This is a genomic window from Pantoea sp. Fr+CA_20, assembly GCF_024520835.1.
Taxonomy (GTDB): domain Bacteria; phylum Pseudomonadota; class Gammaproteobacteria; order Enterobacterales; family Enterobacteriaceae; genus Pantoea; species Pantoea allii.
Map to the genome: position 1 here is coordinate 24,903 of NZ_JALNPN010000006.1, position 21,589 is coordinate 46,491.

Annotated in this window: 19 protein-coding genes and 2 pseudogenes; 14 read left to right on the forward strand and 7 right to left on the reverse strand. The window is 50.4% G+C overall.

The annotated features are described in order from the left end of the window. Positions 1-274: 274 nt before the first annotated feature. A pseudogene (locus tag NR177_RS23995) lies at positions 275-473 on the forward strand (hypothetical protein). Between the two features lie 161 nt (positions 474-634). On the opposite strand, the gene NR177_RS09885 reads toward NR177_RS23995, so the two are convergent. Further along, positions 635-946, reverse strand: coding sequence for a hypothetical protein (locus NR177_RS09885; protein WP_063876911.1), 312 nt, complete (start codon positions 944-946; stop codon positions 635-637). A gap of 177 nt (positions 947-1,123) precedes the next feature. On the opposite strand from NR177_RS09885, the gene NR177_RS09890 reads away from it, so the two are divergent. Next, positions 1,124-1,408 carry a hypothetical protein gene (locus NR177_RS09890; protein WP_063876912.1) on the forward strand — a complete coding sequence of 95 codons (285 nt, stop codon included), beginning with the start codon at positions 1,124-1,126 and terminating at the stop codon, positions 1,406-1,408. Between the two features lie 93 nt (positions 1,409-1,501). On the opposite strand, the gene NR177_RS09895 is transcribed toward NR177_RS09890, so the two are convergent. Beyond that, entirely contained in the window at positions 1,502-1,828 is a 327-nt protein-coding gene (locus NR177_RS09895; protein ID WP_172896927.1) for a MipA/OmpV family protein, read from the reverse strand. Between the two features lie 146 nt (positions 1,829-1,974). Further along, complete coding sequence (locus NR177_RS24000) at positions 1,975-2,217, reverse strand: DUF4158 domain-containing protein (RefSeq protein ID WP_096011602.1); 243 nt, start codon at positions 2,215-2,217, stop codon at positions 1,975-1,977. A 250-nt stretch (positions 2,218-2,467) separates the two neighbouring features. On the opposite strand from NR177_RS24000, the pseudogene NR177_RS09900 reads away from it, so the two are divergent. The 7 genes and pseudogenes from NR177_RS09900 to NR177_RS09930 form a co-directional block, all read left to right on the forward strand. Continuing rightward, a pseudogene (locus NR177_RS09900) lies at positions 2,468-2,656 on the forward strand (helix-turn-helix domain-containing protein); the annotation flags it as partial. Positions 2,657-2,691: 35 nt separating this feature from the next. Continuing rightward, positions 2,692-3,384, forward strand: a complete 693-nt coding sequence (locus NR177_RS09905) for a hypothetical protein (protein WP_256852806.1) — start codon at positions 2,692-2,694, stop codon at positions 3,382-3,384. Between the two features lie 235 nt (positions 3,385-3,619). After that, the gene (locus tag NR177_RS09910) at positions 3,620-4,099 is read left to right on the forward strand and encodes a type VI secretion system tube protein TssD (protein ID WP_063876917.1); all 480 of its coding nucleotides are present in this window, start codon (positions 3,620-3,622) and stop codon (positions 4,097-4,099) included. 228 nt (positions 4,100-4,327) lie between these two features. After that, positions 4,328-5,011 (forward strand): response regulator, encoded by a 684-nt coding sequence (locus tag NR177_RS09915; RefSeq protein ID WP_096011606.1) that lies wholly within the window; start codon positions 4,328-4,330, stop codon positions 5,009-5,011. After that, positions 5,008-6,195: a cell wall metabolism sensor histidine kinase WalK gene (locus tag NR177_RS09920; RefSeq protein WP_145394371.1), complete on the forward strand. Its 1,188-nt coding sequence runs from the start codon at positions 5,008-5,010 to the stop codon at positions 6,193-6,195. Before NR177_RS09915 ends, NR177_RS09920 begins: the two co-directional genes overlap by 4 nt. 136 nt (positions 6,196-6,331) lie before the next feature. Continuing rightward, positions 6,332-7,465 (forward strand): efflux RND transporter periplasmic adaptor subunit, encoded by a 1,134-nt coding sequence (locus NR177_RS09925; protein ID WP_256852807.1) that lies wholly within the window; start codon positions 6,332-6,334, stop codon positions 7,463-7,465. Continuing rightward, the gene (locus tag NR177_RS09930; protein WP_256852808.1) at positions 7,462-10,521 is read left to right on the forward strand and encodes an efflux RND transporter permease subunit; all 3,060 of its coding nucleotides are present in this window, start codon (positions 7,462-7,464) and stop codon (positions 10,519-10,521) included. Before NR177_RS09925 ends, NR177_RS09930 begins: the two co-directional genes overlap by 4 nt. A 267-nt stretch (positions 10,522-10,788) precedes the next feature. Here NR177_RS09930 and NR177_RS09935 read toward each other — a convergent pair whose 3' ends face one another. Next, positions 10,789-12,447, reverse strand: coding sequence for a methyl-accepting chemotaxis protein (locus NR177_RS09935; protein ID WP_256852809.1), 1,659 nt, complete (start codon positions 12,445-12,447; stop codon positions 10,789-10,791). A 359-nt stretch (positions 12,448-12,806) separates the two neighbouring features. Between NR177_RS09935 and NR177_RS09940 the strand changes: the two genes are divergently transcribed. After that, positions 12,807-13,154: a gamma-glutamylcyclotransferase family protein gene (locus NR177_RS09940; RefSeq protein WP_256852810.1), complete on the forward strand. Its 348-nt coding sequence runs from the start codon at positions 12,807-12,809 to the stop codon at positions 13,152-13,154. A 20-nt stretch (positions 13,155-13,174) separates the two neighbouring features. Here the strand turns inward: NR177_RS09940 and NR177_RS09945 are convergent, their stop codons facing one another. After that, on the reverse strand, positions 13,175-14,080 hold the full coding sequence (locus tag NR177_RS09945) for a DMT family transporter (protein WP_172896918.1): 906 nt from the start codon (positions 14,078-14,080) through the stop codon (positions 13,175-13,177). Positions 14,081-14,248: 168 nt separating this feature from the next. Between NR177_RS09945 and NR177_RS09950 the strand changes: the two genes are divergently transcribed. The 4 genes from NR177_RS09950 (at position 14,249) to NR177_RS09960 (ending at position 17,264) form a co-directional block, all read left to right on the forward strand. After that, entirely contained in the window at positions 14,249-15,133 is an 885-nt protein-coding gene (locus NR177_RS09950; protein WP_256852811.1) for a helix-turn-helix domain-containing protein, read from the forward strand. Positions 15,134-15,834: 701 nt separating this feature from the next. After that, positions 15,835-15,930 carry a protein MgtR gene (gene mgtR / locus NR177_RS09955; protein ID WP_109717667.1) on the forward strand — a complete coding sequence of 32 codons (96 nt, stop codon included), beginning with the start codon at positions 15,835-15,837 and terminating at the stop codon, positions 15,928-15,930. Positions 15,931-15,939: 9 nt separating this feature from the next. After that, positions 15,940-16,026: a magnesium transporter protection protein MgtU gene (mgtU, locus tag NR177_RS24005; protein WP_367303063.1), complete on the forward strand. Its 87-nt coding sequence runs from the start codon at positions 15,940-15,942 to the stop codon at positions 16,024-16,026. Between the two features lie 203 nt (positions 16,027-16,229). Continuing rightward, positions 16,230-17,264 (forward strand): alpha/beta hydrolase, encoded by a 1,035-nt coding sequence (locus tag NR177_RS09960; protein ID WP_256852812.1) that lies wholly within the window; start codon positions 16,230-16,232, stop codon positions 17,262-17,264. A gap of 46 nt (positions 17,265-17,310) precedes the next feature. Here NR177_RS09960 and NR177_RS09965 read toward each other — a convergent pair whose 3' ends face one another. Together NR177_RS09965 and NR177_RS09970 are read right to left on the reverse strand one after the other, a co-directional pair. Further along, entirely contained in the window at positions 17,311-18,783 is a 1,473-nt protein-coding gene (locus NR177_RS09965) for a mannitol dehydrogenase family protein (RefSeq protein WP_256852813.1), read from the reverse strand. 1,459 nt (positions 18,784-20,242) lie between these two features. Further along, on the reverse strand, positions 20,243-21,493 hold the full coding sequence (locus NR177_RS09970; RefSeq protein WP_256852814.1) for an aromatic amino acid transporter: 1,251 nt from the start codon (positions 21,491-21,493) through the stop codon (positions 20,243-20,245). Positions 21,494-21,589 lie beyond the last annotated feature (96 nt).

Genomic DNA, 21,589 nt, shown 5'->3' on the forward strand with positions numbered 1-21,589 from the left:
CTTAATTTCACGACGTCGCGCTGGCGCATTCCTACGTCTGGATGTGTCCAAACAGGGTGGTGCATATCGTTTTATTCGATAACAGTGGGTGCTGATGGTTGAAGTGCGTTACCAGGCGATCACCTGGAAATATATGGAAGGAAATGATTCGTGGAACGACCGTTATTTTGCCTGATAAGAAGGCATCAGACGGGGCGAATGCCTCCTCAGACATTAATCAGGATATAAAAAATTCGGCTGGACCACAGGCAAAGGTTATGTCTGCCGCTTTCCTCTGACTGAACATGATGATGCTCAGTTATTGCAAGGCTGTTATGACTATTATTATGGCTATATTGATGCCATCAAACGGGTGATGACCAGCGTTTCAATAGTCCAGATGGGCTCCATTTGCCTGCATTTTCGTTTTACAAAATAAATGTGAAGGACTGGCACAAGGCATCGCTGATGGCGTTATTGATATGCCATTTTGATCCAGGATTCAGAAGGAAAATCCAGCTAGCCGTGGAAAGGTCTGTCGCATAAACAGGATGATAATGGGCCCATCAAGTTAAGGATTTTATAATATCAAAGGGCCAGTATTCGCCCCTGACAAACACATTTCCTCTTCATGAATAGAGCCCATTTTAAGCATCTACAGCGGCACGATCTCGTCCACCTGATGCTGAAAAACGTAAGGATCAGAGATTAACCCAAACTGTTCATCATCCGGCCAGGTCACTGCGACGTGGTAGTTCTCACCGGCAAAATTTTTCACCGCAGTTAAATCCTCCCAGTACGTCGCCAGGAAGAAGTGTTGCCACTCTCCCTGTGTTTCCTGATAGACGAATGCGGCTTTGTTTCCCGATGTCGCGCTGGCGTGTTCAACGCCGGTCCTTTGAAGATGTCTGGCAAACCCTTCTGCATGTTTTAAGGGAACGCATCCGTGCCACGTTCTTACAATCATCGTCTTCTCCTTAAAAGCCGTCTTCATTTGAGGATAATGCGTTGATTTTATACAACAGAATGGAATGTCAGGTAAAAAATTTGTCCGGCGGTGGCACAAATCCTAATTTGTTCTACAGTTACTGGCCCGACCAGGGATAACGACATTAATCATAGTAATAACAGAACGGTAACAAATATGGAATTGAGTAAGTTTGAGGTCAGAACAGGCCTGTGGCCACACATGCATTTCACCGATATTGAGTACGATCAGCGCGGCAGTAGCTACGAAATTTACGCCACCGATGTGACCCATCAAACCAAGAGCAAGCTGTTTATTTGCCGTACGGTTGATGAACAACAGGCGAGACTGCTGGCTGAACAGTTCAAAATCTGGCTGCCTAAAATCAATAGCAGAAAGCGCAAAGCCGCTTCAAAAACATCGCCGACAGGCTATGAACGTGTGGCATGCCATAAAGGCTGATGCTGTTACTCGCCTGTTTCAACGGCTTAGTGAGTCGTCACAGGATATGATGGACCAGTAGCAGTCAGGTTTATGCTGTTGGTCCAAACGCTATCAGAAAGAATAGGTTATCGCCGCCGTCAGAGAGGCATCATTGTGAAGGAATACCACAGGACTGTCCGCAGCATTTTTATCCAGCCAGCGATAGTCGCCGATTAAACTGGTCCCCCATCCCGACGCAAACTGGTGACTCCACGTTACGCTGGTATCTGTACCGTAAACCCCCCCCTTGGCACTGTACTGACTGTATCCGCTACGGGCATGTTGATCCGCATTAAGGGTTGTGAGCGGGAAGCCGCCAAAATCTTGCGGGCTTGCCATACGGCATTTGCGAATCAGGGCACCCTGAGTAATTTCTTTCATCCCCAGCGTGGAGACCATCTGGTCCAGATGAAGTTTCTCATCGATGATAACGTTCTGATTTATCTGGCCTAAAGGCTGGATAAGACATCTTTTATAACATTCTGGATCATCCGCGCAGAAGAGTGAGTTCAGTGCACTTTGTGTTTCTGTATTGCGGAAAGGCGCTAACGTTCCGTTGACAGCGCTTTACTGGTGATGTTCTGAAGCGTGGAATATCCTGGCCGGACGGTTTTCTTATTCAGCCAGCAGATAAGTTCGGTGGCAACAAATCCAGGAGTGATATCACGACGCACAATCTGCGCTGCACGGGCATCTAACTGTAGACCAACGGAGCCTGACCACTGATGGTACCCAAAGAAGTCGGTAGTAAGCTTACGCTGGGCGTAATATTGATGACCGGTAATGATTTTGTCGGTGAGTGATACTTAACGAAAGTAACACTGAATCACAAAATCGAAATCACTTTCCACATCCTTCGGTAGAAAATGAAAGAAAGCATGTTTGGCCTTAAAATAACTCGTCTGCAGGATACAATAAATTTGCGCCAGTATTCCGGGGCGGCTGGTTGCGAGCGCCAGCTCATCTGACGTAAGCGACCAAATACTCCAGTTGCTGGCCTTCATCAAAATCAGGCCATACAGTGCGCATTTTTCTGCACGCGAAGGTATGGCCATCGCCAGGGCAAAAGGGAAACGGCGAGGAAAACAGCCAAAGTTGTCAGATAAACAGCAAAAAGAACTTTGCAGGATGCACGGAAGCGGTGAGTACTCAATAAGCGATCTGGCCGAATTATTTTCCGTTTCGCTGCCGACTGTTTATCGGACGCTTTCCCCTGGACAAAAATGAGCAAGAGGATTTAATGAAATAAGCAAGGAGCAGTTATGTACTACAGCAATAAAGTTATCAGCTATTTTCAGGCTAATAAAATTCTTGCGTTAAAACTCGACCATGCATTAGCGGGTGCAGGAAAAGCCGTATCAAATCAGATTGAGACGATCGCTGCAGGTGCAACGCGAGCACTGTATTACACATCCTGTTTTACTGATAAATATCAGGATGTCTGCCAGAAACAAAAGACCGAAGACATTCGATTCAAAAACAGCGTTATTTATCTTTTGCAACATGGCAATGTTGCGTATGACATGTTTAAAATATATTTCGAAGAAATATTTAAATATAAAACCCCCGATCAACTGGAGCGCATCAAACAAATGCTTATGGCTGTTAATATCCATATTGCCGCCAGTTCACTCACAAACGCTGGGTTTGCTCTGGCAACAGCATCATTTGTCGCAGCAGGCATGAATCTAAGTCTTGAACTCAGTGCACTGGCAGGGCGAAGAGCGGGCGAGGTTGTCGGGGCTATTGGGATATACGGCGTGGTACAGAAAGCGGCAGATAGTGCCCATCGCCTACACGTCCAATACCCAGCCTATTACTCTGCACTCTACATGCAACAACTAGAAATGATGTACTTCCTCATAGAGCCATTGTTTGAGCGGGCTGAGGCGTTTAAAGCACAATGGGCATCGGATGATGATATTGCAGCTATCATCACCAGGATGATTCGATAATCATGATGAATCTTATTAAAAGGTTTTTCAGACGGGTATTCAGATCATTGATCTCGTATTATGGCCCGTCAGTGCTGACAATAATTTTCGCTTTAGTTCAGGGTTTGTTTTTTCCTGACAGCCCAATCTGGCTTATCCCCGTATTTTTTGTATTTGTGATGGTTGTTTTATCAATATGTGAGATTGTAAAGTTCAAACGGTAGCATCATCGTAAATTTATTTATAAGGAAATAATATGTCTACACCCGCACATTTATGGCTTGAAGATGAGAACGGATCTCCGATAGTCGGTAGTTGCATGATGCCACTCCGTCTGGGTTCTATCGAGTTAAAATCATTCTCTCACGGTGTCACTATTCCAGTTGACCCAAGCTGGGGAAAACTTACCGGAACGCGCGTTCATAGTCCGATCACGATAGTGAAAGAATTTGACCAAACGACACCTATTTTGTATCGCGCCGTCTGTGAAGGCCGCACATTGAAAAAAGCAACGATCAAGATGTACCGAATACTGGAATCGGGCATTGAGTCTGAATATTTCAATATCATCCTGGAAAACGTCAAAATCACGACAGTTTCCCCTTACCTTGCCCCTACAGGTATGAGCAGCACCCATCTGGAAACACTCGAATTACGTTATGAGGCAATTACCTGGAAGTATACGGAGGGTAATATTATCTACAGAGACTCATGGAACGATCGTTGTCGTGCCTGATGACGAGGGGCGCCAAAGGAGGCAATTGCCTCCTTTGGTTCTAGCCAGAACACTTAACGTCAGCATTAAACTGACCATGTGAAGCGCATGTTTTCCGGTTATTATCACTTTGCTTGATCTCATCAGGTTGTGTCACTAAGGCGACGATGTCGCGACCAGGCTGGAGTATAAAAACAACGTGTCAACGTAAGCCCCGGAAACGATGGAGAAACGGTCAAGGTGGCCCAAATGAAAACGAAACGCGTGCTGATTATTGAAGACGACGCTGATGCAGCGGGCGTACTTGAAGCCTATCTGAAACGAGATGGCTATGACGTGGCGATCGCCAGCAACGGCATGACCGGTCTGGAACAGGCCCAGCGCTGGCAACCCGATCTGATTCTGCTGGATGTCATGCTGCCGGTGATGAATGGCACCGAAGTTTTGGCTGCCATCCGGCGCAGCGGTGATACGCCTGTCATCATGGTAACCGCGATGGGGGAAGCGCCCGACAGGATTGGCGCATTGCGTTATGGCGCTGACGACTATGTCGTCAAACCCTATAATCCCGGAGAGGTCGTCGCACGTGTTCAGGCTGTACTGCGTCGCACACAGCAGGCGAAAGTGCCAGATGAAAAGCTTTGCTGGGCGGGACTGGAGGTTGATCCTGAATCACTTACCGCCGTGGTTAATGGCGTCCACAGGCTCGATCTGACGCCAACGGAATTTTCCATTCTGGTTACCCTGATGCGCGCGCCCACGCGTCCTTTCAGCCGTTTGTTTTTACTTGAGAACTGCCTTCCAGAAAGTGATGCCCTTGAGCGGGTGGTTGATACGCATGTGTATAATCTGCGTCGCAAACTTGAAGCTGCAGGGATGTCGGAAATTTTACCCGCCGTTCGCAGCGTGGGTTACAGGTTCAGACAACCATGAAGCAGAAAACCCATGACTCCATGTGGCGCTGGATTTGCATTCGTATACTCATTCTCGGCTTAGGCAGCGTCATTCTTATTGCGTTCTGTATGTGGCTGAGGTTTGCCCTGCAAACGCTCTGGGTTTACTACCGGATGCCAACCGCGCTGTGGGAGGAGTTTTCTCGACTGCGCGTGCATCCGGAGCGCGATACGGCTCGCTTCCATCAGATTGTCGATCAGTGGTGGGGCGTCGGCTTCTCCGATCCCTCTATCGCGTCTGCGGACTGGATTACCGTAGCGGTGCTGGTCGCGGTGATTATTCCCTTTTTTGTCGTGATGGGATTGCGCTTTGCCCTGCCACTGGCGAAACAATTTAGTCAACTGGCGCACGCGGCACGGGATGTGGCACAGGGTAAATTCGGCACCTCGGTCGGTCAGGTTGATGGCGCGCCGCAAGAATTAGTGCGTTTTACAGAAGACTTCAACCTGATGACACAGCAACTGGTGCGTTACGAACGTGAACTTAAAGCGTCGCATGTCGCGATTGCTCATGAACTGCGTTCTCCCTTGACCGCCGCAATGGGACGCCTGCAAGGCATTGTGGACGGGGTATTTGCACCCGAACCCCAGCAGTTTTCCATGATCATGAAACAGCTGACGCAGTTGAGTCGTCTGACGGATGAGCTTCATTTACTGTCGTTAGCAGAGGCAGGTCAGCTCAGCCTGAGTCTGACCCGGTTTAACCTTGCTGAGTTATTGCGTGAGAGAACCGCCTGGCTGGCGCTTCAGGCCGAGGCCGGGCAGGTAGCAATAGAGGTTCAGTCGCCCGCATCGCTGCCTTACACGGGAGATGCTTCTCGCTTAGGTCAGGTCGTGACGATTCTGATGGAGAATGCGTTGCGCTATGCTGCAGAAGGCAAACGAATTTCCGTTTATGCTCAGGCGTCCGCCACGGCGATCACCCTGCAGTTTCGTGATTATGGACCTGGCGTCGAACCTCAGTTTTTAGCCGTTATTTTTGACCGTTTTACCCGGGCAGAGTCTTCACGCGCCCGCCATTCCGGCGGCAGTGGTCTGGGACTGTCCATTGCGAAAGCTATCGTTGAGGCTCATGCCGGTCATATCCAGGCGCAGCTGCCGTCAGAGGGCGGACTGCACATTACCATTACCCTGCCCTTACATGACGCCATGCAGACTGCGTAAAATACCGCGCGAGTCTGCCTGTCAGCCAACCTGGTCAGGCATTTTTTGCTCACCTTGACCATTTCTTGATGATCCATAAAAGGTTTCTGGACATAACCCACGTTAAATGAGCCTGTCTCATTTAAGGAATACGGTTATGACAGATTTTTTTCCTTCTTTTGCTCGTCAGGCACTGCGTCACCTCGCCATCTTTGATTACGTTGTACCGTCACTGTTCGTGATGGTGGGCATGTTGGTGCTTGCAGGCTGTAAAGACGAAAAGCCTGCTCAGGGCGAAACACTACGACCTGTTCGGACTGTAACGGTGCCGCCGTTTTCCTCGGGGGGCCTGATGACGCAAACGGGCGAAATCCGGGCGCATGAGGAGATAGCCTTAGCCTTCCGGCTGGATGGCCGCGTGATTGCCCGAGCCGCCGATATTGGTCAGCACGTTAACGCAGGCCAGGTACTTGCCACGTTAGAGAATAATGCTGCCCAAAATCAGCTCAGCAGTGCCACTGCCGACCTCAACAGCGCACGCGCATCAGAACACGTTGCCGCTCTCACACTCCGCCGTATGCAACTGCTCATGCCGGGCGGTGCCATTTCTCGTGCGCAGTTAGATAGCGCACAAGGCGACTGGCAGGCCGCAGTCGCCCGTCGCCAGAGCAGTGAGGCCGCACTAAAAAACGCGCGCGATAATCTGGCCTGGACACAGCTTACTGCGCCACGGGCCGGCGTGATTACGGCGGTGAATGTTCAACCCGGGCAGGTCGTCAGTGCCGCCCAGACGGTGATGACGCTGGCTGCTGACGGCGATCGCGATGCCGTTTTTGACCTTGCCGAACCTACACTCTCTGAAAGTGCAACGACCACGCCAGTTAAGATTGCGCTGTTATCAAACCCCGCCGTAACGGCAGAGGGCCGTTTTCGCGATATCAGCCCGCAGGCCGATTCGCAAACACGCACCTGGCGGCTCCGCGTTATGCTGACCGATCCGCCCGCCGCGATGGCACTGGGTTCGACCGTTTTAGGCGTTTTCTCTGGAAAAGCCGACCAGGTGATTGCCCTGCCAGCCAGTGCACTGACGCGGGCCGGGGATCGCCCCGCCGTACTCGTGGTGAACCCGCGAAACCAACAGATTCAGGTCAGGCCCGTTACGCTGGCACGCTTTGACGCACAGCAGATCTATCTCAGTGCCGGGGTTCAACCCGGTGAGCGCGTGGTTACCGCAGGTGTAAAAACGCTGTTGCCGGGTGAACGCGTTCAGCTTGAGGAGAGTGAAAAATGAGGTCGGACAGCAATCGGAACGGCTTTAATCTGTCCGCCTGGGCATTAGCTCACCAGCAGTTGGTCATTTTCTTTATGCTATTGGTGATGACGACCGGCGTACTCAGTTACATCGATCTGCCCCGTAATGAAGATCCGGCCTTTACTATTAAAACCGCAGTGGTGTCCGCCCAATGGCCTGGCGCTTCGGTCGAGGACACCATGCAACTGGTCACCGATACGCTGGAAAAGAAACTTCAGGAAACGCCTTCGCTGGATTTTATTGAAAGTGAAACGCGCGCCGGGAAATCGGTGATATTTGTCAATCTGCGCGATGATACGCCACCGGCACAGGTGCCGACTATCTGGTATCAAATCCGTAAAAAAATGCAGGATATTGCCCCGTCCCTTCCGCGAGGGGTTCAGGGCCCCAGTGTTAATGATGAATTTGGTGATACGTTTGGCACGATTTATGGTTTTACCGCCGACGGATTTAGCCCGCGTGAACTGCGTGATAAGGTCGACGAGATTCGTCGTAGCCTGATGGATGTGCCCGATACGGGCAAAATCACCCTACTGGGTGAACAGGAAGAACAGATCGTTGTCGCCTTTTCGCCCAGGCAACTGGACGGCATGGGCCTTAATCTTCAGCAGGTGAGCGATGCCATAACCGCTCAGAACGCAGTGGCACCTGCTGGGGAAATACGCACCGATAAAGAGAATATCGCGCTTCGCGTCAGTGGTGCGCTGACGACGGTGGAAAGCCTTAAGGCCGTTACCCTGCGTATTGGGCAGCGTTTTATCCCGCTGTCGAGTATCGCGACAATCACACTCCAGCCTGCGCAGCCGCCGTCTTCCACCTTCCGTGTTAACGGCGAACCGGCGATTGGCCTTGCCGTCTCCATGTCCCCTGCGGGCAATATGCTCAGGTTTGGTCAGGCGCTCAATCAACGGATGACGGTTATTGCCGGCCAGCTACCCCATGGCATCAATATGATAAAGATCGCCGATCAATCCACGGTGGTGAAAACGGCTGTCAGTGGGTTTGTCCGGGTGCTGGCGGAAGCGGTCATTATTGTGCTGGCGATATCATTCTTCTCGCTGGGTTTTCGTGCCGGGCTGGTGGTTGCGGCCGCGATTCCGCTGGTGCTGGCCATGACGTTTGTCGGGATGACATTTGCAGGGATTGGCTTACAACGTATTTCGCTGGGCGCGTTGATTATTGCGCTCGGGTTGCTGGTGGATGATGCCATGATCACGGTGGAAACCATGGTTTCGCGCGTTGAAGCCGGAGACAGCAAATGGCAGGCGGCAACCTATGCATTTAAAACCACTGCCTTTCCTATGCTAACCGGCACACTGGTGATGATTGCCGGATTTATTCCTGTGGGATTTGCGGCGTCCAGTGCGGGTGAATATTGTTACTCACTCTTTGCGGTCGTCCTCATTTCCCTGCTCTGTTCCTGGGTGGTCGCTATCCTGTTTTCACCCGTTACGGGAACCTGGCTGCTGATCGAGGGTGCCGGTGCAAGGCATAAACAACCGGGACGGATGGCACGGCTTTATCACCGCCTGCTTGATCAGGCGTTACGTTATCGCTGGGCAACCGTAATAAGCGCCCTGCTGCTGTTGGGAATGGGCGTGTTCGGGACGACGCTGATGCAGGGCGAATTCTTCCCCGCGTCCGACCGTCCAGAGCTGCTGGTGAACCTGACGCTGCCGGCTAATGCCTCTCAGACCGAAACGGCGCGGCGCACCGGGCAGCTAGAAAGCGTGATGCGCCGCGATAGCGATATCGATCATTTCTCCAGCTATATCGGTTCTGGTGCCGTGCGCTTTTATTTGCCGATGGAAGTCTTGCTGGATAATGAAAACACGGCACAGCTGGTAGTGGTGGCGAAGAACCTTGAAGCGCGAGACAGAGTGCGGCGTAAGCTCGAACGCATTCTGGCGCGTGATTTTAGTGATATGACGTCGCGCGTCTCGCCCCTTGAGCTGGGCCCGCCAGTTGGCTGGCCGCTCAAGTACCGTGTCACCGGCCCGGATTACAGTAACGTTCGTCACATCGCGGAAACGCTGGCCGCCCAGATCTCACGCTCGCCGGATACACGTGAAGTGAACATGACCGCAGGCGAGCCAGAACGGGTCATCAAGGTTGATGTGAACCAAACGGCAGCGCGTGCGGTCGGTGTCTCTTCGGAAAGCATAGCTTCGATGCTCAATACTGTGATGTCTGGCAGTACAGTAACCACCATCCGCGATCGTAACCGGCTCATTGATGTGGTGTTAAGGGGAGACGATCGCGAGCGGCAAAATACCGACATTTTGAACGGCCTGATGCTGAATACGGCTTCCGGGCAGAAAATTCCCCTTGGGCAAGTCGCGACATTAAAATGGCAGCTTGACGATCCGGTTATCTGGCGGCGTCAGCGCTTGCCTTACATTACGGTGCAAACCGATATTGCCCCCACGCAACGCGCTGAAACGGTATCAGACCAGTTAAGGCCCGCCCTGGATGCATTTCGTGCATCCTTACCTGCTGGCTATAACATTGAAGAAGGCGGTACCGTTGCAGAATCGAACAAGGGAAACAGCTCCATCTTTGCCGTATTGCCGGTGACGCTGTGTTTTATGCTTATCTTGTTGATGTTGCAGTTAAAACGCTTTTCCAGAATGCTGCTGGCGCTGTTGATGGCCCCTTTTGGCTTACCCGGCATTGTTGTTGCCATGCTGCCGAGCGGTACGCCAATGGGATTCGTTGCGCTGCTGGGGATCATTGCGCTGGCCGGCATGATTATCCGTAACGCGGTGATTATGATCAGTGAAGTGGACAGTAACACCCAGGCAGGCATGCCGCATAGTGAGGCTATCCGCAGTGCCGCTATCCATCGCGCTCGCCCCATATTGCTGACGGCATGTGCGGCGATATTCGGTATGTTGCCCATTTCTCAGCAGGTGTTCTGGGGGCCGATGGCGTACGCCATTATTGGCGGTCTGGTTACCGGAACGCTGGTCACCTTAACGCTGCTGCCTGCCACACTCAGTCTGGTGATGGAACGGGAAAAAACGCGGTTCTGAATGCGTCCTGTCAGCGGGAAGAAAGAGGATCGATAAACGGGTGATGTTCATCTGTCACCCGCCAGGCGCAACAGAGATGCTGTCTGTAACTAAGTAACCGATAACCGGCATTCAGCAGACGATCTGACTGTTATGCGGCTGGCCCGTCGAAATAGCGCACGACAGCACCCTCCGCTGACGACTGGGTTAATAAAAAAAGCGCTGTATTACTACAGCGCTTTTTCCAATCAACAAGATCCTGAACGGGTCAGATTTTTACATAACGCCTTAAAAACTTTCCCAGTTAACCTTATCTACGTTTACTGCTTTTAAATCTGGCCTTTTCAAGGCGAGTGACGGCTGGCTCACCGGTGCGCTGATCGATGCAGGGGCATGCGTGACACTGTCATTCACTTTAAAAGTAGAAACCAGTCTCGACAGGGTTTCTGCCTGCTCCTGCAACGATTTAGACGCTGAGGATGCTTCTTCGACCAAAGAGGCGTTTTGCTGCGTCACTTCATCCATCTGCCCGATAGCCAGATGGACCTGTTCAATGCCTTTACTCTGTTCGGCCGTAGCGGCAGCAATTTCATTCACTAAGTCGGCAACCTGCTGAATAGCATTGCTGACATTATCTGAGTTACAGCCCACGCTCGTTGCCTGCTCCAGCCCCTGCTCTACCTGTGAAACGGATGCGGTAATAAGCTCTTTGATTTCGCGAGCCGCAGAGGAAGAACGTTGTGCCAGATTACGAACTTCTGAGGCGACAACCGCGAACCCGCGACCATGCTCACCGGCGCGTGCAGCTTCCACGGCGGCGTTAAGTGCCAGAATATTGGTCTGGAAAGCAATGCCTTCGATCAGGCCGGTAATTTCCGAGATTTTTGCAGAACTGCCACGAATTTCGCCCATGGTTGTCAGCATCCGACTGACTGCGCCACCATTTTGTTTAGACATGGTGTTAGCATTATTCGCCAGGTTGCTGGCCTGTACGGCACCTTCCGCATTTTGACGCACGGTATCGCTCAGCGTCGCCATGCTTACCGATGTTTCTTCCAGCGATGCCGCCTGTTGCTCGGTGCGCGATGACAAATCTTCATTGCCTGCGGCGATTTGTGTGGAACCTGTACTGACGGACTGCGCAGCATGATTGACTGACAACAGCGTGGTGGAAACACGTTTAAGCAGATCGTTAAACGCTATCGCTGTCTGCCCAATTTCATCATTCCTTAGTACCGGTGCTAAATTTGTCAGATCAAGATTACTGCTGACCGTCGCCATCGTATCTTTTATGCTGGACAGGCTTCTTTTAATACCCAGAATAATGCTGACTGAAAATACACCGAGTAATAAAATAACCAGTACAGATGCGCTGGTCATTGCCCAGATAGTCTGAGAATAAACATGATTATTTTCAGCCCTTAACGCATCACCAATTTGAATGTTCAGATCGATTTGTTTAGTGAAGTCAGATTCCATTTTGCGTGCTGCGGCACCAATGCCGTTGTCGCTCTGAAGCAGTTCAAGAGAAAGCGCATTATTATGGCTACGTGAAGCCGCAAGAAATGCGGGTAAAGCGCTACGAACGGCATCAAGATTACGCAGTGCCTGAACCGTCATGGCCTTATCTTCATCGCTGGAAATATCATTCGCCATATAATAATCAGTTAACGATTTGATATTATCAAGAATGCCGTTTATTTTTTCTTCGGCTGCCACCTGTTTTGTACCGTCGGCCATTGTCTGGTGTCGATATAATGCAAGACCCAGTTGGTTAGTTGCGCTAATGGATTTATTCAGATCTTTAATGCTGGGTATCGCATTAACCTGAACATATTCAAAACGAGACTGGAAGCCAGATATTACCGATAATGAAACAGCAACAAGCGCACATAGTGATAATGCCAGCAACGAAAATGCCAGCACTAAACGCTGTGTAATAGTCATAAAAAAACCCCTGGATGTTTAATAAAAGATTCGTTATCGCAATACAGTCTTATCGGCACAGCGCAAAGCAGCTTTACCTGTTAATTTCAGATATATTTCGGTTCCGAAACTTGAAAAATACCAAATAAGCGCTATGCGTTAAATTGTGGTTAAAATAATTAGGGCTGGTTTGTTAAACTTTTGGGTTTGATTCGCGCTTTTTGTTCTGTTGCCCCCTGAGCGTTCAGCCATGAGGTGTTTTATGACGCTCCGGGCTTGCTTGTCAGTCAGAATAAGCAGGCCCGGAGCCAGCAGTTTATCCATAATGACAGAGACATCCGGTCAGAGTAAGGTGACTCTTTTTTGTGACAGAGATGACTATGGAAACGTTGTTTGTTTACGGCACCTTATGTCCGGGCCGCAGCAATGCGCATATCCTGGAGGGCATTGGCGGTATATGGCAGACTGGTTTTGTCAGCGGTTTTTACTTTCCTGTAGGACGAGGCGCCGCTACGGGCTTTCCCGGTATCGTCGTGGATGATCAGGCTCCGCGGGTTAAGGGGTTTCTTTTCTCTTCTGACAAACTGAGCTTACACTGGCCAATGCTGGATGAGTTTGAGGCAGGTTATGATCGCATCAGGGTTGAAACGTTCCGTGAAAACGGTGACAGCGTCACCGCATGGATTTACCAGCTTCAACCGCAGAGCGTTCCGTCAAGCGCTCAATAAGCGATCTGTCTGAGGCCAGGCTAAACCGTATCCGGCACTGTTCTCGGTTTCAGCCAGTGCAACGGGCGGGCAAACATCACCAGGTTACCGCCTAAAATAAGCAGCAATCCGGCCACGTTGTGACTTTGCCACTGGTAACCTTCATACATTGTTGACAAGGTGAGTGCGACCAGCGGAAACATCAGCGTTGTGTAGGCTGCTTTTGCGGCACCCGTGCGTCTGACCAGGGTAAAATAAGCCCAAAACGCAATGACCGATCCGCATACAGACAGATAAAGCAGCGCACTCAGATAATGTAATGTCCACAGCGGCGAGAAATTCACGCCACGCGCCCAGGCGATGCCGCCCATCACGATGGCACCGTACAGCATGGCCCAGGCATTGGTGGTCATCGTTTCCAGTTGCCTGCGCTGGTGCCGCAGGCTAATCATATTCCCCAAAGAAAAACCAAAGGTGCCAAGCGCCGACAGGCCGATTCCTGTCCACAATCCTTTGTTCCAGCCGCTGACGTCCAGATCTTGCCAAAACAATACGATCATGCCGGTTAATCCCAGGGTGACGGCAAACCAGAAACGCGGTTGGGGGCGCTGCCCGAAAAAGAGGTAACTATTGACTGCGTTATAGAGCACCGCCATGGAAAAAATCACGGATTCTAAACCGGTATTGATATAGCCCGCTGCCGTGTAAAAGCACCAAAAATTAAAGCAAAACACACAGCATCCCTGTAGAAGGCAGAACAAATGATCGCGAAGTGACAAGGCACGAAGACGACCCACTACCTTCAGCAGTGACAGGAGTAAAAGGCTGGCGATAGCAAAACGCCAGAACACAGAAACCGTGACATCCACCGGCCCCTGCTGCATAAAAATAGCGATCCAGGTGGTTCCCCAAATAGCCACCACCACCGCGTAAAGTAATGCGTTCATGCGTTTTCCTTTGAGCGAGAGAGGAAACAGTGTGTCGGATTTTCCGGGCGGAGGCTTTCATGGTCTTGCGGGTGACTTGCAAAATCTTGCGCATTTAATGGAACAAATCTGGCTACCGGCCTGAACTCGCCTTAGACTGAGCCTCTGTTCATCTGGCGGAAAAGAGTTATGTCTCGCGTTTACGACACGTTTGAAACGCTGCGTCAAAAAAAGGCCGTGCTGCGCGAATCGGTCATGCTCAATTCCGGCATCAGATTAGCGGCATGGCACAACAAGCAAGATCGGGTCACGGTAAACAGTAATCATCACACGTTAAGTCTCTATGTGGCGGATGGTTACGAGAGCTATCACAAAACGGCGAGCGGATGGCGCAACGGTGGCGGACCTGATAAATTCTGTCTGATGCCCCAGCAGAGTGAATCCAGCTGGGATGTACGTAGCGACCTCACCTTTGTGCATCTTTATTGCACCGATGAACACTTACGCGAGGTCGGCGAGAAAGTGTGGGATCGCAATCCGTTGTCGATTACGCTGGATGAGAAAATATTTTCCAGCGATCCTAAAATCACCGCCTTGTATCGTCAGTTCTTACTCAGCTGTGACTGGCAACAGCCTGCGAATCAGTTAATGCTGAGCACGGCCAGCACCCTGCTGTTAACCCACCTCATCCAGCATTATTCCAGCGTGCAGTGGCGGCTCCCGGCAGTAACCGGCGGGCTGGCGCCCTATGTCTTGCGCAATACGTTGGCATTTATTGATGAGCATCTGGCGTTGCCGCTGACGCTTGATACGTTGGCCACGCAGGCAAACCTGAGTGAATACCATTTTGCCCGCATGTTTCGTCAGTCGCTGGGCGTTGCGCCGCATCAGTACGTTATGCAACGCCGCATGGAAAACGCACAACAGATGGTGCGGTCAACCTCGCTACCGTTAACCCAGATAGCGCTGGATAATGGTTTCAGTTCCTTAAGCCATTTCAGTAATCGTTTTAAGCAGGTCACGGGCTTAACACCTTCGCAAGTGCGCATGGACAATGGCGGGAGTATGTCCTGAATCACGCGATGCGGCAAAAGACGTTGGGAAATAACAGGCTGCTGATTCGCTAACATTACAACTGAGTAACCTAAACCAATCCTCACTCACCCGCCGTTCCTGCCTTTACTCAACCTGCATCCTGATTATACTGAGCGCGGATTCATTCAGGCATCGTGGCATCTGTATGATTATCCCGATGAGCTAACGCTTTCATGGCGGTGTTGCTTACCGGAAACGCCGGCATCAGTTCAGCTGGCGATAATTGCCCTTCGGGTCAGTCAGCCATCCATAAGACGATGAGGACCAGGGTCATGTTACTGTTCAAAAACGCGCTATTCCCTCCCCCCGACTGGCACGTGCCATCGCTGTAAAACGCCTGCTTTCTGTCGCAGCAATGCTTGCGTCGGTAACAAGGCTAAACCGGCTACTGTCGCAGATTTTTAGTGGAAAGCGTGCTGGTAAGCCTCAGGCCAAACCTTGCACACGAAGGTGATTTACAGCAAATCGTCAGCCAGACATGCTCATCCTTTAGTGGAACATTGATAAAGAGCCGTTCAGACGCGCGCATGATAAAGATTATCCTGCCTGCCGTTGAAATATGAGGTTAAGGGTAGCTGCATTTCGCTATGGATTAGCGGGACAAGACCTCACCGCGTGATATCAGTTTTCCACATTGAATGCTGTGATTAATCGTCATCCTGATGACAAGGAAGCCCCTTATGAATCGTTCACCTGAAAACGCGATTGCGTTAATTTTTCTTTTAATCGGCCTCACCGTCATGGTGCTGGGTATTTGGCAAATTCTGATGCAGTGAGGTAGCGCTATGCGTAAATTTACGCTCGACCAGATTTTTATTCAGGTGGTTGCTATCGCGGTCGTCATTATCCTGCTCACCATCGTGATTCGTTAATTCATGTGTGGCCAGACAATACCCACATCTGGCCATTTCCACATCACACAGTAACCGCCGCCCAAAAACACCTGCTTTTATAATCTCGCTCAACTCATCCTTGCCATTTCTGCATTACCGTCTGACGGCTGATAATGACAGCGTCAACAGCCTTTTATATTTCGCAACACCTGGCTTTTCTCTTAACTTAACCGGGAATAATTATGAATCTATGCCACAATTTTTTAATAGGTGGACTGGCAGCGATAATGACGATGGGAGATGCAATGGCGACAGAACATCATGATCTGACGGGTTACCGTGAGGGCGCAAAGGTGATTCAGGTAAAACCCGTGCGTAACCAGATCGATTCCCTCAACGGCGTCGTCTATTCACAAGTCACCACGCTGCGATCGGTCAGGCAGTTGCATATGTCGCTTCTGGTGCCACGGACGCAGGCGTTAAAGCCCGCTATCATTTATTTTCCGGGCGGCGGTTTTACCAGTGCCGATCACGATAAGTTTATTCAGATGCGTATGGCGCTGGCAGAGTCCGGTTTTGTTGTGGCGGCCGCAGAGTATCGGGTCGTACCTGATACCTTCCCGGCGCCGGTGGTGGATGGTAAAGCGGCGGTCCGCTACCTGCGACAGCATGCTGAGGATTACGGCATTGACCCTGAACGCATTGGTGTTTTAGGCGACTCGGCAGGCGGTTGGCTGGCACAAATGCTCGGCACCACCCAGGGGGAAACGTCATTCGATCGCGGCGATTTCACCGATAAATCCTCCGATGTCCAGGCGGTCGCAACCTTATACGGTATATCCGATCTCCTGAATATTGGCGAAGGGTACGCCGATGACATTCAAAAGGTTCATCAGTCTCCCGCCGTGACCGAGGCGCTGCTGGTGCATGGCGCGGCTTTCCGTGACTTTGCTGGCGCAAGTATCATGGACGATACGACTAAAGCACGTCACGCCAGCCCGATGGGGCATTTAAGTAACCCTAAACCGCCCTTCCTGATTATGCACGGCGATAACGATTCGCTGGTATCGCCCCATCAAAGTGCACAGTTATTTGACGCCCTTAAAAAGGCGGGCGAGAAGGTAGACTACGTCGTCGTAAAAGGTGCAGAGCATGGTGACCTGGTTTGGTATCAGCCTGCCGTGATCGATGAGGTTGTGAACTGGTTTACCCGTGAACTCAAGCCAGAAACTGGCGCAGTAACTGATACATCTACCGATCCGAACAGCACGCTTTGACGCACAGGCAAGCCACTCAACGTGGCCTGCCTGGCAGAGGGGCAATTTAGCCTGAACAACGCTGCGTAACCGACATGGCTACCGCCTCTTTCGCCCCTTTATCCAGCAGAAGCAGATAGGCAGCGGTTATCTGCTTCACAAAGTACGCATTATTTGGCAGCGCCTCACCAAAAATGGCGTCCAGATTTAATAACGCTTTGACTCTCGGCTCGCCTTCGGCACTGGATTCTACGGCCGCTTTTAAAACCGGCAGGAGCGGATCGCTCACGTCAATGGCTTTTCCCTGCTCATCGACGCCTGAGACATAGCGTATCCAACCAGCAATTCCCAGGGCAAGCAGGTCAAAATCACTTTCGTTCCTGAGATGCCAGCGAACGGAGTCAAGCCAGCGCTGAGGCAGTTTTTGGCTACCGTCCATGGCAATCTGCCAGGTGCGGTGCTTCAGGGCGTGATTATCATAGCGCTCAATCAGCAGGTCAGCGTAACGGGCAAGATCAACGCCGTGCACGTTTAGCGTGGGTGCCTGTTCTTCCAGCATCAATGTCCGGGCCGCAAGGCGAAAATGTTGATCTTGCATACAGTCACAAATATGTTCATAGCCTGCCAGATAACCCAAATACGCCAGAAATGAATGACTGCCGTTCAGCATACGTAACTTCATTTCTTCATAAGGCACAACGTCCTTAACTAATTCTGCCCCGGCCTTTTCCCACGCCGGCCGGCCTGCGACAAAGTTATCCTCTATTACCCACTGCCTGAAGGGCTCACAGGCTACCGCCACCGGATCCTCAACGCCAATCACCTGCGCGATTTTTTGCAAACTTTCCTGTGTCACCGCGGGCACAATACGATCCACCATAGTGGAAGGAAACGTGACGTGCTGTTCGATCCAGCTTGCCAGTTCGGGCGCTCTTTTCCGGGCATAGGCGCAAACCACGTTGTTGATCACCCGACCATTCTCAGGAATGTTATCGCACGACATGACGCTGAATGCAGGCAGTCCCGCCGCTTTGCGACGGGCCAACGCCTCGACGATGATGCCGGGTGCGGAAAGCGGTTGATGGGGCTGCTGTAAATCAGACAGGATGAGGGGATGATCAAACATCAATTCACCGCTAGCTGGCGAATGGCAGTAGCCTTTTTCGGTGATGGTTAACGACACAATGGCGATCTGTGGCTGACACATTGCGTCAAGTACGGCTTCAATGCCATCAACCTGCGCGTGCAGTGCTTGCCTGACGACGCCCACAACCCTTCCTGTCCATGCATTCGAGGACATCTCCGCCACGGTATAAAGAAAGTCCTGACGCTTAAGGTCGGCAATCTGCTGTTCTCCCCCTATCAAATTGACTTCGATATAGCCCCAGTCACTACCCTGTTCGGCAGCAAGGATATCCGCATAGACGGCCTGGTGAGCACGGTGGAAGGCACCACATCCGAGATGCACGATTCGCGGAATCAGTTTATGACGATCCCATTGGGGAACGGTGGCGTTAGCCCGGCGTAATTTATTTGGCATTGTAATCTCTCTGTTAATTAATAATTTGAACTGGATTAATTACTGGTTATTTTTCTGTTGAATAGATGTGTAATTTCCTGACTTAGCAACATAGTTAAAATGCGTTATTATTAAAGTTAATGGAATGTGTTAAATAATTCACTCAGGAACGGCATGGGAAGTGCGTTGATATGCGCCCAGCCATAATCTGGATCATAATAATTACCGCCTCAACACATGCGCCCACTACCATACCAGATGCAACGAATAAATGGTGATATGCGCCGAACAAATTGAGGTCACACCTTTCGCATCGTTTTTATCAATCAAAATAAGTTAACAGGGCTAAATGATGGGTTAAGCTGACCCTATTCAGGCGATTACATTAATATTTACTTTTTAGCAGGAGGCGCTTTTCGATCACCCTTTTTCGGTCGGGTAAATCCTTTCGGAGTAAGATGCATTCTGCCCAGGGAAGTTAACAGATGATAAAGTACAGCCACAATTGGCGAAGAGGACACATTAAATTAACATTGCGTCTGAGAACGCTGATTCAGGGACAAGCCGTGCATTAGAATGTTAATTACTTACTCCGCTAAATTATTAACTTCATATTGTTAAATTTTTATGGCGTGGATGTATGTCACATTTTTTAATTTTATTGTTTTTTTGAGACATCAATAGCATCAGGTAGCACTGATTCCTCAATGCGTCATCGGGTTACGACGCATAATTTTACCTGCGTTCATGACATCCATGAACCCAGGAGGACATCATGTGGAAATTGAATTCAGTGATTGATATGCAAGGGACAAACCCTTACCTCGTATTTGTCAATAACGCGGGGGATACCCGGCTCCTACCCTGTAAAGATATTAGTCCCACTTCCTTAAGAACCATGAATTTTTATGAACTCGAAAATTTCCTTTACGCTGAACAGGTAAAAAATAACAATAAGGCAGCAAAACTATCGACATTATCCTGACCTTTTCTGGCCCTCGGATTGCTCTGTCTGAGGGCATTTTTTGTTACAGCCCCTGGTTCATACGACTCTAACCTGGCATGTCGATGCGGTGGTGAAGAGATGAGTTTCTGGAGATTCAGGCAAGATTCCGTTCAACGTCGTTGATACAGCCGCAAAGTGTCACGCGCTCACCCTGCTATCTGTTATCACAATTCTGTCGATGACGCTGTTTACGCTTTAGCCGCCGACGCAGTCTGAGCTTTCTCAGCACCATCACCCTGAGCTTCCGCCAAACGGTAACTGAGATGAGTGGTCGCTGAAGACTGAGCAGTGTCAAAAACATCGCGTTAACGTCCTCTCGTTGCCGTTTGTCACTCCGCACCCGGCAAAGGGCAGCAGATTAAACGGACCGCGTTCGCGGTACAGGATGACAATAAGATCCCCCGCACGCCTGTTCGGCATCCATGACCGGCTAAGGCTTTGCCCGGCCAGGCGCCTGTTTCCCGCACGTCTTACTTAGCCAAACGAAGGTAGCCATCGCAAGACATCAAGGATGACCGTCAGGTAGACGAGGCTGCCTGCGGCTATCACCAGATTAAGAACCAGGTAATTACAGGGCGCTGTATAAGCTGCGGTTGGAAAACGCTTACGGGCCGCTTTGACCAGAAAAGGGGGAAGGATGACACTCCAGATGGTAAATGCCAGCCCGGCATAGCCAATTGCGCGTATAAAGCCATCAGGAAGGAAGAAACACACGGCCGCAGGAGGAAAATAAGTGACCAGTGCGGTCTTTAACCTGCCTGGACGGTCGTCAGAAAAATGAAACAGATCGGCAATATAATCAAAAAGTCCAAGCGTCGCGGCTAACAATGAACTGGCTACGGCAAAGTTACCAAAGAAGGTGAGAATAATATCCATATACTGATGGGTAAATAACCCACTCAGGGCGTCCACGAAGACGTCAATATTTCCCCCTTTGGCAATAATGGGTGGAAAGTCGGCGCGACGGATATTTCCCATTGTGACGGCTAACCAGAACAGATAAAGCAGCAGTGCGAAAGCGGAGCCGATAAAAATCGAACGCGTGATATTCTTAACGCCTTGTGTGCCATATAACTTCACCAGGCTAGGTACGTTACCGTGGAAACCGTAAGAAATAATACAGAAAGGCAGGGTCATTAAGACATAAGGCAGGTATTGCGTATCAGGCAGGGCCAGCGCGGGACTGTCGATCAGTTTGGCCCCGTCGACATGCCATACCAGACCGGAAAAAGTAGCAAAAAACGCCAGAAACTTACCGATAATGAGCACCGTTGTGATACGACCAACTAAAAGAGAACTGTACCAGGCGATGCCCCCGACCAGCAGACTAATGATAACCACCGATAACCGGGCCGGAAGATGAAAGTCGCTATATTTTTCCACTGTCTGGGACAGGACGGCAGAGGAGCCAGAAATATAAGCATAAGTTAAAATATATAATACAAACCCGAATGCAATACCGACGACCCCATTCCATTTATGACCTAATAAGTCCTTGGTGAAGGTGTTAAAACTCGCGCCACCACCATAATGGAGGTTAACCTCGACCAGCATTAAACCGGTTAACAGCATCATTACCGCCACAACGATTAAAATAACCGATGCTCCCGGAAACCATACGCCAGCCATAGCAACAGGAAGAGAGAACATTCCTCCACCGATAACGGTGGCAATGATAAGCATTGTTCCACTGAGCAAACCGGGTGTTGTTTTATTAATATCCATGAAAAAATGCTCCTGTTGACTCTTTATTATCATTTTGGCGTCATTCTTGATGATGTGGATACTAAACTGTTAACAGCTGACCTGTCATTAAGGCAG